Here is a 16,146-nt window from a genome sequence, read left to right as displayed (position 1 = left end):
CTCAGCGCCGCGCCTGCGGCCGTGCGCCGCCCTGGGCCTTGATGGCGCGCAACACCTTCTCTGGCGTGATCGGCAGCTCGTCCATCCGCACGCCGACCGCATTGAAGATGGCGTTGGCGACCGCGGGCAGCACCGGATTAGCGCACATTTCGCCCGGGCCCTTGGCGCCGAACGGCCCGTCGGCCGCGGGGCGTTCCAGCACCGCGATATCATGCGGGCAGACGTCGCCGGGGCCGGGCATCAGATACTCGACGAAATCGCGTGGGCCATGCGCAGGGTCGGGGTAGTATGGCTCGGGCGTTTCGAACAGTGCGTGGCTGACGCCCATCCAGGCGCCGCCGACGAGTTGTTGCTCCACCAGGCGTGGATTGAGCGCACGGCCGAGCTCATATGCGCTGTCCATCCGAACCATCGCGACTTCGCCGGTCTCGTCATCGACCTCGACCTCGGCAACGAGACAGGCATGCGCGTAGCAGGTGGCGGGCGACATCTCGCCGGTCTCGGGATTCACCTCGGACAATGGCACCAGGAAGATGCCGCGGCCCGAGATGGTCTTGCCTTGCTTGAACTGCGCGGCAATGGCGACGTCCTTGGTGGAGATCGAGCGATGCGGCGCGCCCTTGACGTGGATGTTGCCGCGCCCGTCGGTTTCGAGGTCGGCGGCGTTGACCTCCAACTCCTCGGCGGCGGCTTCCATCATGACGCCGCGCGCTTCTTTGGCTGCCGCCATCACCGCATTGCCGACGCGGTGCGTGCCGCGCGAGGCGAACGAGCCCATGCAGTGGGGCCCGGTGTCGGAATCGGCGGTATCGACATAGACGTCCTCGACGGGCACGCCGAGCGTTTCCGCGCAGATCTGCCGCGTCACCGACTTCATGCCCTGGCCGAGGTCGATCGACGAAAGCGACACCGTGAACTTGCCGCTGGGGTTGGAATGGACCAGCGCCTGGCTGGGGTCGCCGCCTAGATTCATGCCGATGGGATAGTTGATCGAGGCGATGCCGCGTCCGCGATGTCTGGTCATGGTCAGCGCCTCCTGGTGCCGAAGACGGACGAGAAACGAGTGGCGCCATGCGAGGGCGACGAAGCCGGTGGGCGCGGGGGTGGAGGCGTCGGCGCAGGCGGCGGTGGCTGGAGCGTGGCAGGTGGCGCGCGATCATAGGTGGTTCGCTGCTGCGATACCGCCGTGCGCTGCGTGACAGGTTCGAGCGGCGTTGAAGGTATTGCCGCCCGGCTGCCGCCGCCGTCCTTGCGTGACGACATGCGCTTGATCTCCTCGCGCAGCGGCCACTTTGCTTTCTCGGCGGCGACCTGCACGCATTCGATCAGCGCGGTGTTTTTTGCCTCGCGCCGGTGCGCCTTCATGTCGCCGTCGCGGTAGGCGTTGAGAATCCGGAACTCCATCGGATCGATGCCGACGAGGTGCGCGAGCTTGTCCATCTGGCATTCCAGCGCAAAGTCCATCGCGGTGACGCCGAAGCCGCGCATCGCGGTCGCCGGCGTCCGGTTGGTGAACACGCAATAGGCATCGCCATGGACGTTGGGAATCGTGTAGGGGCCGGGCAGGTGAGCCACGCATTTGACCACGGCGTAGCTCGACAGCCGGGTGTAGGCGCCGCTGTCGAAATAAGCGCGGATCTTGCGGGCGACGATGCGCCCGTCGCGCATCACACCGTCCTTGATATAGATTCGCTCGGCGCCGCGCGGCGAGCCGAACTGCATCTCTTCCTCGCGGCCGAGCTGGTAGCGCACCGGACGCCCCGTCAGCATAGCGCCGAGAATGGCGAGCGGCTCGGTCAGCGTATCGACCTTGCCGCCAAAGCCGCCGCCGACGGTGCCGCCGATGAAATGGAAGGTATTGGATGGGACGTCGAGGATTTTTGCGCAGGTATCGAGCGAGAAGAACAGCGCCTGCGTCGAAGTATAGACGACATAGCGGCCGTTGGTATCGGGGGCCGCGATCGAGCCGTTGGTTTCGGTCGGCGCATGCTCGATCGGCGACATCTGATAACGCTGTTCGAGGACATGGTCGGCCTCGGCAAAGCCGCGCTCGACATCGCCAAAACGCAGCTTCTGGTGATCGTAGACGTCGTGATAGACGAACGTGTTCTTCGGGTAGACCTCGTTGATGACAGGCGCGCCGGGCTTCAGCGCCTCCTCGACGTCGAACACGGCTGGCAGCGGCTCGTAATCGACCCGCACTTTTGCCAAAGCCTCAAAAGCCTCGCGCGGACTATCGGCGACGATGGCGACGATCGGCTCGCCCTTGTAGCGCACCTTGTCGACGGCGAGCGATGGCTCGTCGTCCTTGCCGAAATTGATCAGGCTGAGCAGCGTGTTGAGATTGACCGGTACGTCGGCGCCGCGAATGATGCGCCGCACGCCGGGGGAACGTTCCGCCTCCATCGTATCGATGCGGCGCAGGCGCGCGTGCGCGTGCGGGCTGCGCAGCACCTTGAGATGCAGCATGCCCTGCAGCTTATGATCGTCAAAGTAGGTCGAGGTGCCCGTGACATGGCCGAGCATGTCCTGGCGCTGCGTGCCCTTGCCGATCTCCTTCAAGTTGTCGTCGCGCTCGTCGGCGAAGATATCCTTGCGCAGTTCCAGCATAGCGATTTCCTCAGGCCCGCGCGCGACCGCAAGGTGCGGCGGCGAGTACGGCGTTAATGATTGGCTCGTAGCCGGTGCAGCGGCAGATATTGCCGGATATCGCCTCGATAACCTCGGCGCGGGTCGGCGACGGATTGCGATCGAGCAGCGCCTTCGCGGCCATCAGCATGCCCGGTGTGCAGTAGCCGCACTGCGCGGCGAACTGTTCCATGAAGGCGCGCTGCAGCGGGTGCAGATTCGGGCCGTCCTTCAGCCCGTCGAGCGTTTCGACGGAGCGACCGGCCGCGGTCTCCGCCAGCGTCAGGCAGGAGAGGTGCAATTCGCCGTCGATCAGCACGCTGCAGGCGCCGCAGCCGCCCTGGCCGCAGCCGAATTTCGGTGTCATGTCGCCCAGTCCTTCGCGGAGAGCGACCAGCAGATTGACGCCGCCGTCGACGAACAGGGCGACGTCGCGGCCGTTGTGGCGAAACTGGAGCGGGGTCTTGGCCATGAATGCTTACTCCAGGCCGGTCAGCAGGCGGCGAAGATGGATGCCGACGATCTCGCGGCGATACCAGGCGCTGCCAAGCGCGTTATCGGCGGGCGATACGCCCTCCGCGGCCACCGCCGCGGCGGCGCTGATGGCGGCGTTATCAAGCGCGCGCCCTTCCAGCGCCCGCTCGGCTGCACGCGCACGGATCTGCATCGGGGCCATCGATCCCAGCGCGATACGCGCGCCCGAGACACGGCCGCCATTGACTGGTAGGTGCGCTGCGAGCGTGATCACCGAGCCGCCCTTCGGCTTGATGCGCGCGATCTTGCGATAGCGGAACGCATCGGCGTTCGCAGGACGCTGACAGGAGATGGCCAGTACGAGTGCGCCGCTCTGCCGCTCCCGGGACTGCAGGAACTCTTCGATTGCCATGTCCCGCGCACCAAGTCCGCCCTGAACGGAGACAGTCGCATCCAGCGCCAGCAGCGCGACGGTGAAATCGCCATAGGGATTGGGTGCGAACAGATTGCCACCAACCGTGCCCATGTTGCGCACGGCCGGCCCGCCGATCGAACGGGCCGGTGCGTGCAGAAAGGCAAGCTCTCGTTCGGCCAGGATCTTGGCGAAGGTCACGCCCGCGCCGATGGTGATGCGTGAGCTCGACACGTCGATGCGAGACAGCGCCCGGTCGGTGGCGCGGACGACGGTCGAGATCGAGATGTCGCCCTCGTTGAGCGCGCGCATCACCAGCGTGCCGCCGCCGAGATAGCGCGCGCCGCGGTCGGACGACAATGCCAAGGCGGCCTCGCCGAAACTCGCAAAGGTCTTCACCGTGACGGGCATAGCTTCGCCTCCGCTCTCATGCGGCCTCCTTCAAATGCCGGCGGATCGCATCGAAGCCGGCTTGATAGATTTGTTCCGCGACCATCTGCGTCAACCGCTCGGCATCCGCAGGTCGCGCGGTGAACCGGGATTCCCACTGCCAAAAAGTGCGGTCGCCGTCGGTGACCGGCAGCAGCCGGACATGGGCGACATAGTTGTACATCGGGATCGGCGTATCGAGCAGGCAATAGCTGAAGGTCTGTTCGAGGTCGGACAGCGCCAGCAATTGTTCGCGCAGCTCCGAGCCGTCCTGCAACTTGAAGCGCCTGACGCAGCCGATCTTGTCGGACGTCTGCGCGCGCTCGATCGTGCTGGTCGCGACGGCCGGATGCCAGCGGTCGTGACCGTTGAAATCGCGCAGCACATCCCACACCGAGCCGGTAGGCGCGTCGAGGATCGTGCTTTTGACGATATGCGGCACGCTAGCCTCCGAAGGCACGCTTGAGCGCATCAAAACCGCCCTGAAACACGCCGGAGCCGATATTGTTCACGAGTTCGTTCTCGCGCTCCGGCGCGCAATCAAACTCGGCGCTCCATTCCAGAAAAGTCTGGTCACCGTCGGTCACCGGCGTCAGCCGCAGCGTTGCGACGTAGTTCTCCACGCCCATCGGCGATTCCAGGATCGAATAGGTGCAGAACATATCATAGTCGGAGAGTCCGAGCAGCTTTTCGCGGATGCGGTCGCCGTTGCGCAGGCGAAAATCCCGCACGCAGCCGATCTTGTCCGCGGGCTCGCCGCCTTCGATCCGGCTCTCCGCAATCGCCGGATGCCAGTTCGGCAGGCCGTTGAAGTCGCGGACGCGCGCCCAGACGCGGTCATTGCGGGCGTTAACGACGGTGGAGACGTAGACGCGGGCCATGGCGTGATCTCACCCTTTCTTGCGCGGACCGCGTTCGGCCGGAGGTTCGCCCGGAGCAGGGGACGGCGCGTCGGTCTTGGCGGGCTGGGCCTTGCGGGCCGAGTCCTTGATACCCTGCATGTCGCGGGCTTCGCGGATCAGGCCGGGCATCTTGGCCAGGCTACCGCCTTCGACGCCGATGTCGGAGAGAATGGAGTCGATCAGCGGCGCCTGCACACGGTAGCGCAGCGCCGAGTCGATCACCTCGTCGGTGGCGCTGCGGCCGCCATTGCCACCGCCGTTGTTTGCGAGCCCGTCGACCTGAAGGATGCGGATGCCCTCGATCTTTTCCATCGGCTTGACGCTTTCGCGCACGATGCCCTCGATGCGATCGAGCAGCTTGCGGCGGAACAGCGAGTAGCGCGCCTGGTCGGTGAGCACGTTCTCGGCTTCGTTGAGCAGCCGCTGCGCCTCGGCTTCGACCGCGGCGCGTACACGCTCGGCATCGGCAGCGATACGGGTCTCCTCGGCCCGCTTCTCCGCCAGCAGAACCTCGATGGTCTTTTGTCGTTTTGCGATCTCGCTTTCGCGGGCGGTGACGACGCGCTCGGCGGCTTCCGTCGCGCGCACGCGGGCGTCCTCGGCCGCGACCTTGGCGGCGGATTCCTCCAGCGATTTCTGATAAAGGGCGATGGCCTTCTCCATCAGCGCGGTCTCGACATCCTTTTCGCGGTTAACCTCAAGCTTCCGCAGGTCGCGCTCGCGGCCGATGCGGGCTTCGTCGAGGCCGCGGTCGGAGGCAATACGGGCGCGCTCGACTTCCTCGCGAGAGGCAATCTCGGCCTCCTGCAGCGCCTGAACGCGGCCGACCTCGAGCTGTTCGATCGCCCGCCGGCGCGCGAGCCGCGCGGCCTCGAGCGCCTGTTCGCGGGAGACGTCGGTGGTTTCGACTTCCTTGCGCGCATTGATCTCGGCCTGCTTGACCTGACGGTCGGCGTCGATCCGTTCGGAGCGCTTTGCCGCGAGCGCGATCACGCGCTCCTCGTCGGCGATCTCGACCGCCTTCTTCTGATCGATGTTGAGCACTTCACGGGTCTTTGAGGAGGCGATGCGCTCGGCTTCCAGCGCCAGCTCGACCTCGACGCGGCGGCGTTCGATGGCGTCGCGGCGCTTGAGCTCGGCAGCCTCGATCGATTCGGTGCGCTCGATTTCGAGCCCCCTGGTTTCCTTCTCGGCGCGGATGCGCTGGGCGGCGACGACCTTCTCCTGGGCAATGCGCGCGGCCTCGATCGCTTCGCGCGAGGCGATATCTGCCTCCTCGATGGCCCGGTTGCGCGCGATTTCGAGCGAGCGGACGCGCTCTTCCTGGGCGATGCGGGAGGCTTCCGTGGCCTCGCGCGCGGCGATCCCGGCGACTTCCAGCGCCTGATTACGATCGATCTCCAGCTTGCGCGTGGCGTGCTCGGAGCTGATCCGTTCGGCCGCAAGCGTCCGCTCGCGGGCGATCCGCGCGGCTTCGACAGCCTTCTGCGCCTCGATCTCCGCTTCCTGGATGGTGCGCACCTGCGCGATCTCCAGCGAGCGGGTGCGCTCGTCGGAGGCGATGCGCTCGACATTGACGATGGTGGTCTGGGCGATGCGGGCCTTCTCGGTGGCCTCGCGCGCCGCGATCTCGGCTTCCTCCACCGCGCGGGTGCGTTCGATCTCGCGGCGGCGCGTTTCCTCCTCATTGGCGATCCGCGCGTCGGTGACGGCGCGATCCTGCTGGATGCGCGCCTTCTCGACCGCCTCGCGGGCCAGGATCTCGGCCTCCTCGACCGACCGCGTGCGTTCGATGTCGCGCTGACGCACCTCGCGCTCGGAGGCGATGCGGGCGGTATCGACCGCGCGCTGGTTGGCGATCTTGGCTTTTTCGATTTCCTCGCGCGCCAGCAGCTCCTTTTCTTCCACCGCACGGGTGCGCTCGATCTCGCGGTGCCGCGTCTCGCGCTCGGAGGCGATGCGGGCTTCGGCGATGGCGAGCTCGTTGGCGATGCGCGCCTTCTCGATGGCTTCGCGGGCCGCGATCTGTGCCTGCTCGGCCTCGGTCTCCCGCAAGGCGCGCTCGCGCGCCACCTCGGTGCGCTGCAGCGCGCGACGCATTTCGATGTCGCGTTCCTGTTCGAGGCGGGCCGTTTCGCTCTCGCGTTCGATCTCCAGCGCCTGCCGCTCGGCATCGAGGTTGCGGGTGCGGATCTTGATCATCGAATCCTGTTCGATGTCGTTGCGCAGCTTACGCCTAGCCTCGATGTCCTCCATCAGGCGGGTGAGACCCTCGGCGTCGAAGCGATTCGACGGGTTGAAATATTCCAGGTCAGTCTGGTCGAGATCGGTGATGGCGACGGATTCCAGTTCGAGGCCGTTCTGGGCCAGAGCCTCGGCGGCGGCGGCCTTGACGCGGGCGACATATTCGCCGCGCTGCTCGTGCATCTGCTCCATGGTCATTTCGGCGGCGACCGAGCGGATCGCGGAGACGAATTTGCCGGAGAGCAGGGCGTGCAGTTGCCCGGGTTCCAGCGTGCGTCGGCCGAGGGTGGCGGCGGCGATCGCGACCGCCTCGCGGGTCGGCTGCACGCGGACGTAAAAATCGGCCTCGATGTCGACGCGCATGCGGTCGCGGGTGATCACGGCGTCATGCTGCGACCGCACGATTCCCATCGGCAGCACGTTCATGTTGACCGGGGTGTAGTCGTGGATGAACGGCAGCACGAAAGCGCCGCCGTTGATCACGACCCGCTCGCCCAAAAGACCGGTTCGGACGAAGGAGACTTCCTTCGACGAGCGGTGATAGAGCCAGTTCACGATGTAGACGACGATGGCGATCACGACGACCGCGACGATCAGCCAGAGGATCAATTCGCCAACCAGAGTCCCCGACATCTTCTCCTCCCTTTGCCCTCGGCGTTATCGCGCGCCGATCGCCTTGAATTTGCGTACCTGTTCCGTCAGCGCGCGCTCCACCGGCAGGCGCTCCATCGAGGACGCCCCGTAGAAGCCGTGGCACTTGCGCGTATGCTTCATGATGAAGTCGGCATCGTCGGGCTCGGCGATCGGGCCACCGTGCGCGAGCACCAGAATGTCCGGATTGACGCTGAGCGCCGCCGAGGCCCAGGTGTCGATCTGCTCCGGGCAGTCTTCCAGCCTGGGCGCGGTGTGCGCGCCGATCGCGCCGCCGGTGGTCAGGCCGAGATGACAGACGATGATGTCGGCGCCGGCAATCGCCATGGCGGCGGCCTGGCTTTCGCTGAACACGTAGGGCGTCGTCAGCATGTCCTTGTCGCGCGCCTTGGCGATCATGTCGATCTCCAGCGCATAGGACATCCCGGTTTCCTCGAGATTGGCGCGGAAGATGCCGTCGATCAGCCCGACGGTCGGAAAATTCTGCACGCCGGCAAACCCGAGGGCTTTCAGCTCATCGAGGAAGCGGTCCATGTCGCGGAACGGATCGGTGCCGTTGACGCCGGCGAGCACCGGCGTCTTGGTGACGACCGGCAGCACTTCGCCGGCCATTTCGACCACGATCGCGTTGGCATCGCCATAGGGCATCAGGCCCGCAAGCGAGCCGCGTCCGGCCATGCGGTAGCGGCCGGAATTGTAGATCACGATCAGGTCGACGCCGCCGGCCTCCTCGCATTTAGCCGATAAGCCGGTGCCGGCGCCGCCGCCGACGATCGGCTCACCCTTGGCAACCATGGTGCGAAACTTCTTCAGGATCGCTGAACGTTCGAACTTCGCCATGGTCACCTCGCAACTCTCCGACGGGTCCCCGGGCGCCCGACCAGCGGGCGGAGCGCGGCGACGATGGCGGATGCAAATTCGGGTTCGTTGATGTGGCGCTTGATGCGGATGAGCTGGCGGTTGCCGGTCTGGCGCACGCTGCGTTCCAGCGCCGTGAACAGCGCCGCATCGGCTTCCGGGTCCCAGAACGGCTGGCCGGACGCATCGAGCGCGGAAACGCCGCCTTCGGGCAGGAAGAAGCGCACCGGCCCGTCCATCCGGTTGAGTTTTTCGCCGATCCAGCGCCCGATGCGCTCGTTCTCTTCCGGCGTGGTGCGCATCAAGGTCACCTGCGGATTGTGAACGTGGAATTTGCGTTGCCGGTAGCGCTCGGGAATGGTGTCGGGCGCGCCGAAATTGACCATGTCGAGCGCGCCGACCGAGCCGACGAAGGGGACACGGCTGCGGATGATGGCGCCGAAGCGATCGTCCGTGGCGGGAAATACCCCGCCCATCAGGAAGTCACACACCTCCGTCGTCGTGAGGTCGATGACTGCGGCGAGCATGCCGGAATCGACCAGCTTCTCCATCGAGCGGCCGCCGACGCCGGTGGCGTGAAAGACCAGACATTCGAAATCGCTGCGCAGGTCGGCCGCGACCTTCTGCACGGCCGGCGTCGTCACTCCGAACATGGTGATGCCGACTGCGGGCAGCGCAGCCGGTGCATTGCGCTCAGTCGCGGCCTGATCTTCCAGCCGTGCCTTCACCATGCCAGCGATGGCGTTGGCGCCGTTGGCGAGCACGGCGCGCGAGATCGAGTTGAGGCCCTGCACGTCGGTCACCGAGTACATCATGGTGATGTCGGCGGGGCCGACATAGGGGCCGACATCGCCTGATGCGACCGAGGAAATGATGAGCTTTGGTACGCCGACGGGCAGGGCGCGCATGCCGGGCGCGACCAGCGAAGCGCCGCCGGAGCCACCGGCCGAAATGATGCCAGCGATATTGCCCTGACGGCGCAGCCAGTTGGCGAAGGCGTCCGCCATCGCGGTCACGGACGCGCCGCGGTCGGCACCGAACACGGTCGATCCGCCGCGGCCGTGGTTGAGCGCGATCTCCTGGGCCGACACGTCGCAGGTGGAGAGCTTGCCACTGGTGGAGACATCGACGAGGCGCGTCCGGAGGCCCTGTCCGGCGATCACATCGCGAATGAAGCGCAGCTCTTCCGCCTTGGTATCGAGCGTGCCGACGACGAGGACGACCGGAGGTCCGGACGTGCTTTGCACGCTCGCGCCGGGCTGCCGCCTTTGCCGGGCAGCATCTTCGATCCGCGTCACGCCTGTCGAAACCGTGCGTGCGGCGGCTTCGATGCGCGCAATTGGCGCTGGCTGCGACCAGCGCGTCGGCAGCGTGGGATTGGAGATGTAGATCCGGACCGGCGCCGCGCCAGCTGCGCGTGCCGGCGCGGAACGCGCCTTCGCCGCGCTCGCATCGGCAGCTTCGATGTCCACTTCCGGCTCGACGCCGTGGACGCCGACGCCGAGCAGGCGCTGCTGCAACTCGCGGTCGGCGGCAAGGCGCGCGGAATCGATGATGCGGTTGATGCGACCATTGACCATGATCGCGACATTCCTGGAGATCGCGGTGGCGACGCCGATGTTCTGCTCGATCACCAGCACCGACATGTCGCCGTCTTCGCCGAGCCGCACCAACATGTCCTCGACCTGGGCGACGATGACGGGCGCCAGCCCTTCGGTCGGCTCGTCCATGATGAGCAGATGCGGGTTGGTCAGGAGCGCGCGGGAGATCGCCAGCATTTGCTGCTCGCCGCCCGAAAGCTGGCCGCCGCCATGATCCTTGCGTTCGGCGAGCCGGGGAAAGGTCTGGTAGATGCGCTCGATGCCCCAGGCGCCGCGGCGCATGCCGGCGGCGAGCCGCAGATGCTCGTCGACGCTGAGCGAGCGCCACAGACGTCGCCCCTGCGGCACGTAGCCGACGCCCGCTTGCGCGATCCGCGTCGGGCTGAAGCGCGTGATGTCCTCGCCGCGCACGCGCACCGAGCCGCCGCTCGCCTGCAACAGGCCCATGATGGTCTTGCACAGCGTGGTCTTGCCCATGCCGTTGCGGCCGACCACCGAGAACACCCCGGAATCGAGCGTCAGGTCGACACCCTGCAGCGCATGGGAATGGCCGTAATAGACGTCGAGGCGGCTGACTTCCAGCGCAGGCGGTGCGCGGCGGAGCTCACTCATGGCCGGCCCCCAGATAGAGTTCCTGGACCTCGGGATCGGCTTCGATCTCGTGCGGCAGGCCTTCCTTGAAGACCCGGCCGTTGTGCATCATCGTGACGCTTTCGACGACGCGCAGCGCAACATCCATGTCGTGTTCGATGATGATGTAGCCGATATGGGCGGGCAGCGAGGTCAGGATCTCGACCAGCTCCCGCCGCTCAGTGGGCGAGAGCCCGGCGGCCGGTTCATCGAACAGGATGAAGCGCGGCGCACCGGCCAGCGCGAGCGCGATCTCGAGCTGTCGCTGCTGGCCGTGCGCGAGCTCGGCGACGCGTTGATCCCTGACCGCGGTCAGATGCACCGCCTGGATCAGCGCCTCCGCCGCATTCATGAGGGCGTCGTTCGCACCCGGGCGCAAGAAGGAGTACCGTCCACGGGAAACGCCGCGGCAGGCGAGATAGACATTGTCCCGCACCGTGAGACCCGGAAACAGCGCCGATATCTGGTAGGTGCGGCGCAAGCCGCGCCTGATCCGCTCATAGGGCGGGAAATGGGTGATGTCCTCGCCGAAGAAGCGGATGGTGCCGGAAGACGGCGGAAAGTCGCCGGTCACGCAGTTGAACAGCGTGGTCTTGCCGGCGCCGTTGGAGCCGAGCACGGCGCGGCGTTCTCCGGGGCGAACCGTGATGGTGACGTCGGTGAGGGCCGCGAGCGCGCCGAACAGCCGCGTCACGCCACGCAGCTCCAGCGCGGCGCCGGCCCCGACGGCTGAAAAGCGTGGCGCTGATCTACCCATGGCCATTCTATCCATGACCTTGGCCTCCGCCAGTGCGCTTATCCGGCGTGGCCGCCCGGCGCCGCCAGCGCTCCCACAGCCCGATCACGCCATCCGACGACCAGAATACGATGGCGAGGAAGCCGAGGCCGATCAGCAGGCGGAAGCGGTTGCCGTCGAGCCCGAACTTGACCAGGAGATCGAGCGCGAAGGTGCGCAGGATGACGAAGATGAAGGCGCCGATATAGGGCCCGACGGGACGGGTGATGCCGCCGACCACGGCGATGATCAGGATATCGATGCAGGCGCCGACGCTGACCGAGCCGGGCGAAATCTGCCGGTAGTTCCAGACCTGCAGGACGCCGCCGAGCGCCGCGATGAAGGATGCGAACGCATAGGCCGCCACGCGATGCGCGTTGACATTGAAGCCGAGCGCCGCCATGCGGCGCGGATTGTCGCGCACGCCCTGCAGCGCAAGCCCGAACGGCGCGCGCGAGACGTATTGAACGGCGAAATAGCAGAGGGCGGCGACGCCGAGCGTGACGTAATAGTAGGGGACGTCGGCGCGCCAGTCGACGCCCCAGAATTTCGGCGTCGCGACTGTGTTAATCCCGGTGTGGCCGCCGAAGATCGCCCAGTTCTGGTTGGTGAAATAGTAGAAGGCGGCGCCGATCGCCAGCGTGATCATGATGGTGTAGATGCCTTCGGTGCGCACCGCTAGCGCGCCGCCGAGCGTGCCGAAGATCGTCGCAAGCAGCAGCGCCGTCGGTGTTGCCAGCCACCACGGCCATCCCAGGCTGATATTGGTGTTGGCGCTCATGCCGAACACCGCGACCATGTAGGCGGCAAACCCGGCGATGGTGAGCTGCATCAGGCTGACCATGCCGCCATAGCCGGCGAGGAACATCAGGCTGAGGGCGATGGTCCCGAGGATCAGCGTGGTGGCGAAGATCTCGATCAGGAAAAAGCCGTTGGCGATCAGCGGCATGATCACGAGGATCACGGCCACAAGCCACGCCGCGGGCTTGTTGAACTCCGGCAATGTCAGGAAGGTCGCGCGCTGCGCCGCGGGCGGCTGGCTGGTCGGAGGATGCGCGCCCTGAACCAACGACATGTCAGCGCCTCGCCAGAAGGCCCTGCGGCCGCAACGCCAGCACCAGCACCATGATGAGGAAGGTCACCACGATCGCGTAGGTTGGGATGTAGACCGAGCCGAGTTGCTCGGCGAGGCCGATGATGATGGCGCCGAGCGCGGCGCCGGGGATCGAGCCCATGCCGCCGACGATGACGACGACGAGGGAGGCGAGGAGAAAGCGGGTGTCTTCGCCGGGCGAGAGCGACTGGAAGGTTCCGCCGACGACGCCGGCGATTCCAGCAAGCCCGGCGCCGAGAGCGAACACGGCAACGAAGACGAGCTGGATCGGCACGCCGGTCGCGGCCAGCATGTCGCGGTCATCGACGCCGGCGCGCACCATCATGCCGACGCGGGTGCGGTTGAGCGCCAGCCACATCACGATACCGATCACGATCGCCGCGACGAAGATCACGAGGCGCACCAGGGGATAGCGCAGATAGACCGCTTCGCCCGACGATTTGACCGCGGTGACCAGCGGCAATTCGACCGGGCCGATCAACCAGCTCGGGGTCTGGATCTGATAGAAATCGCCGCCGAACACCCACAGCATCAGATCGGCAAACACGATCGAGAGGCCGATGGTGACCATGGTCTGGCGCAGGTCCTGACCCTCCATGCGGCGGAAGACGACGATTTGCAGGACGATGCCGAGCAGGGCGACGCCAAGAAATGCGACGATGAAGCCGAGGAGCCAGGAGCCGGTCCAGGTGCTGATGGCGTAACCGATATAGCCGCCGAACAGATAGAGCGAGCCATGCGCCAGGTTGACGTTGCGCATCAGGCCGAAGATCAGGGTAAAGCCGCTCGCCACCAGGAAGTAGAGGCTGCCGAGCGTGATGCCGTTGAAGACGGCGTTGAGGAATACACGCTTCCGACCGATCGCCTCTTCGAGGCCGGGCGGCCAGACGGCGAGGATCAGCCACAGCAGCAGCGCGACCACGACGAGCGTGATCAGCGCCCATGCCGGATGGCGTTCGATGAACCTCGTCATGGCAATCGCCCGGCCGTCGCCATACCGTCCTCCCAGACGTCGCGGCCGTTCCGGCTCGCGTTTTCGGACCATCCTAACGGTGCCGAAAACCGTGCACTTGATCGTCAGTATCTTTTCGCGAGCGTCTTTCCGCGCCAGGCGCGCTTACGGCCGCAAGACTTTGGCGGCGCGGCGGTATTCTGTCGGCGCCATCCCGACATTGGCCGCGAAGAAGCGGGTGAAACCGCTCTGGGAGGAGAAGCCGAGATCGAAGCCGATATCGGCGATCGGCACCTCGGTGGCGACCAGCGCGTCCAGCGCCTGCTCCATGATCAGCGTGTTGAGGTAGAGGTTCGGCGTGACGCCGGTCTGGGTGCGGAACAGCCTGTAAAAATGGGGACGCGACAGGCCGGCGGCGCGGGCGATCGAATCCAGTTCGATCTCGGCGCCAGGGCTTTCCGACATCAGCTTGATGGACTTGCGAACGCGGAAGTCGGTGACGGCGGTGGTATTGCGCGTTTCCTGTACCGGTTCTGACCTTTGCCAGCTTTCCTCGTAGCAACTCTCGATCAACTGCCTGAGCTCGCTATCGAGGCTGCTCAGCGACGGTGCGCCGCAAACCAAGGCTGCGGTGCGCCTGATATGTCGGTCGAGCGTAACAGTTCGCTTGAAGCAGGTGCGGCCGAACCGCAGGCTGTCGGCCCGCGCCGCGTCGGGAGCGAACCATTCGGGATTGACGTAGAGGACGAAGAAGATCGCGCCGTTCTCGATGTCGGTGGGAATAAAATTGTGTGGTTCCCACGGGTTGACGGCAACAATGGAGTCTTCTGCGAGAAGCCATCGCTCATCGCAGACGTCGATCCGGGCCGGCGTTCCACCGACATGAAAAACCAGATGCCCTTCGCGATGCGCATGCATGTTGAAGGGGCGGTTCAACTGATAGACCGTCGCGCGACCGAACCGGCCGTGGAAGACGGCCAGAGCCTTGCTCATGCCTTCCCTCCCGCGGGATGTTCTTGTCTTTTCAACCAGCGTTCAACATCCACCGCGAGAATGCAAGGGTTGATCACTTCGAGCGTAGATCGCATCCCGCCCGGTCGTGCCCGGGCCCCGGTGTGCTCGGGGCCCGTTCGCAGGTGCGAAGAACTCAGTACTTCTTGCACTCCGGAACCGTCCGGCTCGGCAGGCCAATCTTGGAGAACACCGCCGGGTCATAGCCCAAGGTCTGGTTCACGTTCGGGATGACCTTCACGACCTTGCTGAACAGCGCGCCCTTGCCGTCATCGACGACTTCGGTGACGAAGTTGGTGCCGATCGCCTGACGGTTGGAGTCGAGCTTGATCTTGCCGTTCGGCGCATCGAGCTCGATCTTGGCAAGCGCTTCCTTGTATTTCGCCTGGTTGTTGCTGAGATCGCCATTGACCTGGCGCAGCGCGAGGATGAGCGCCATGGTCGAGCCGTAATAGTTGGTGGCGAGCAGCGAGGGGCTCGGGAACCTTTTGTTCGGCGGGAAGGCGTCCTGATAGGCCTTCACGAACTTCTGCCAACCCGGATCCTCCCAGGTATCGGCCTGGCCGCTCGCGGCGATGGTGCCGAGCAGTGCATTCTTGGCGTTGCCCTTGGCGGAGAGGATGGTCTGGTCGACCATGATCGAGCCGCCCATCAGATGCGCCTTGCCGCCGGCCTGCTGATACTGGTTGAGGAAGTTGACCGCGTCGGCACCGCCGAGGCCGAGATAGATCGCGTCGACGTCGTCGGGCAAGGCGGCGATGACGGAGGCAAAATCCTTGGTGCCGAGCGGCACCCATTGCCGGTTGGTGATCTGCCCGCCGGCGCCGCAGAACTCGAGCACCAGCCCGAACACCTGCGTATAGATGAAAGAATAATCCTCGCCGACGGTTGCGATCTTCCGGTAACCCTTGGTCTCATAGGCGTATTTGCCGAGACCGACCTGCCACTGGGCGCCGTCCATGTTGTAGCGGAAGAAGTTCGGCGACGGATCGACGTAAGTGGTTTCCTGCGCGCCGGAGGCGGCGTTGATGAAGGTCAGCTCGGGACGCGTCTTGGCAAAATTCTTGACCGCGATGCCTTCGTCGCCGGACAGCGGCGACAGCAGGATCTGGACCTTGTCCTGCTCGATCAACTTGCGCACGGCGCGAACGGCGGAGTCGGGCGTCGCATCCGTGGAGGCAATGATGAACTCGAGTTCCTTGTCGCCAACCTTCTTGCCAAGTGTATTGATCGCGGTCTGGTGACCGCGGATGCCGTCCTCACCGAGCACCGTGTAGGTGCCTTCGAGCGTCGCGGTGACGCCGACCTTGATCTTTTCCTGAGCCATGGCAGCGCTGGAAAGCAACAGGGTGCTCAGCGCGACCAATCCCGCACAGCTTCTCAACATCGAACCCCTCCCTTGTATCGCCAGGTCTTTATTGCTGGATCTTGTATCGTCAGGTCTTGCTTGTAAGCTCGTTCCGAA

14 protein-coding genes are annotated in these 16,146 nt (G+C 65.5%); all 14 read right to left on the bottom strand.

The window, feature by feature from the left end; genetic code table 11:
* Nucleotide 1 precedes the first annotated feature (1 nt).
* Nucleotides 2-1,024 (bottom strand): xanthine dehydrogenase family protein molybdopterin-binding subunit, encoded by a 1,023-nt coding sequence (locus RX331_RS32760; RefSeq protein WP_317253715.1) that lies wholly within the window; start codon nt 1,022-1,024, stop codon nt 2-4.
* A gap of 2 nt (nt 1,025-1,026) precedes the next feature.
* A complete protein-coding gene (locus RX331_RS32755) occupies nt 1,027-2,610 on the bottom strand; it encodes a xanthine dehydrogenase family protein molybdopterin-binding subunit (RefSeq protein ID WP_317253714.1) in 1,584 nt (527 codons plus the stop codon).
* A 10-nt stretch (nt 2,611-2,620) separates the two neighbouring features.
* Nucleotides 2,621-3,100: a (2Fe-2S)-binding protein gene (locus tag RX331_RS32750; protein WP_317253713.1), complete on the bottom strand. Its 480-nt coding sequence runs from the start codon at nt 3,098-3,100 to the stop codon at nt 2,621-2,623.
* 6 nt (nt 3,101-3,106) lie between these two features.
* Nucleotides 3,107-3,925: an FAD binding domain-containing protein gene (locus RX331_RS32745; RefSeq protein WP_317253712.1), complete on the bottom strand. Its 819-nt coding sequence runs from the start codon at nt 3,923-3,925 to the stop codon at nt 3,107-3,109.
* Nucleotides 3,926-3,941: 16 nt separating this feature from the next.
* On the bottom strand, nt 3,942-4,385 hold the full coding sequence (locus RX331_RS32740; RefSeq protein WP_317253711.1) for an SRPBCC family protein: 444 nt from the start codon (nt 4,383-4,385) through the stop codon (nt 3,942-3,944).
* A gap of 1 nt (nt 4,386) precedes the next feature.
* Nucleotides 4,387-4,824: an SRPBCC family protein gene (locus RX331_RS32735; RefSeq protein ID WP_283029909.1), complete on the bottom strand. Its 438-nt coding sequence runs from the start codon at nt 4,822-4,824 to the stop codon at nt 4,387-4,389.
* 9 nt (nt 4,825-4,833) lie between these two features.
* Entirely contained in the window at nt 4,834-7,722 is a 2,889-nt protein-coding gene (locus tag RX331_RS32730) for a flotillin family protein (RefSeq protein ID WP_317253710.1), read from the bottom strand.
* A 24-nt stretch (nt 7,723-7,746) separates the two neighbouring features.
* Nucleotides 7,747-8,580, bottom strand: coding sequence for a phosphoenolpyruvate hydrolase family protein (locus RX331_RS32725; RefSeq protein ID WP_317253709.1), 834 nt, complete (start codon nt 8,578-8,580; stop codon nt 7,747-7,749).
* 2 nt (nt 8,581-8,582) lie between these two features.
* The gene (locus RX331_RS32720; protein WP_317253708.1) at nt 8,583-10,811 is read right to left on the bottom strand and encodes an ABC transporter permease; all 2,229 of its coding nucleotides are present in this window, start codon (nt 10,809-10,811) and stop codon (nt 8,583-8,585) included.
* Entirely contained in the window at nt 10,804-11,586 is a 783-nt protein-coding gene (locus tag RX331_RS32715) for an ABC transporter ATP-binding protein (protein WP_317253707.1), read from the bottom strand. The genes RX331_RS32720 and RX331_RS32715 overlap by 8 nt, the downstream gene beginning before the upstream one ends.
* A gap of 7 nt (nt 11,587-11,593) precedes the next feature.
* Nucleotides 11,594-12,679 (bottom strand): branched-chain amino acid ABC transporter permease, encoded by a 1,086-nt coding sequence (locus tag RX331_RS32710; protein ID WP_317253706.1) that lies wholly within the window; start codon nt 12,677-12,679, stop codon nt 11,594-11,596.
* Between the two features lies 1 nt (nt 12,680).
* Nucleotides 12,681-13,691, bottom strand: coding sequence for a branched-chain amino acid ABC transporter permease (locus tag RX331_RS32705; RefSeq protein ID WP_317253705.1), 1,011 nt, complete (start codon nt 13,689-13,691; stop codon nt 12,681-12,683).
* A gap of 144 nt (nt 13,692-13,835) precedes the next feature.
* The gene (locus RX331_RS32700) at nt 13,836-14,663 is read right to left on the bottom strand and encodes an AraC family transcriptional regulator (RefSeq protein ID WP_317253704.1); all 828 of its coding nucleotides are present in this window, start codon (nt 14,661-14,663) and stop codon (nt 13,836-13,838) included.
* A gap of 154 nt (nt 14,664-14,817) precedes the next feature.
* A complete protein-coding gene (locus tag RX331_RS32695) occupies nt 14,818-16,068 on the bottom strand; it encodes an ABC transporter substrate-binding protein (RefSeq protein WP_317253703.1) in 1,251 nt (416 codons plus the stop codon).
* Between the last annotated feature and the right edge of the window lie 78 nt (nt 16,069-16,146).

The organism is Bradyrhizobium sp. BWA-3-5 (genome assembly GCF_032917985.1).
GTDB lineage: Bacteria > Pseudomonadota > Alphaproteobacteria > Rhizobiales > Xanthobacteraceae > Bradyrhizobium.
The sequence above is the reverse complement of the archived record's forward strand: the minus strand, read 5'-3'. Positions and strand labels throughout refer to the sequence as shown.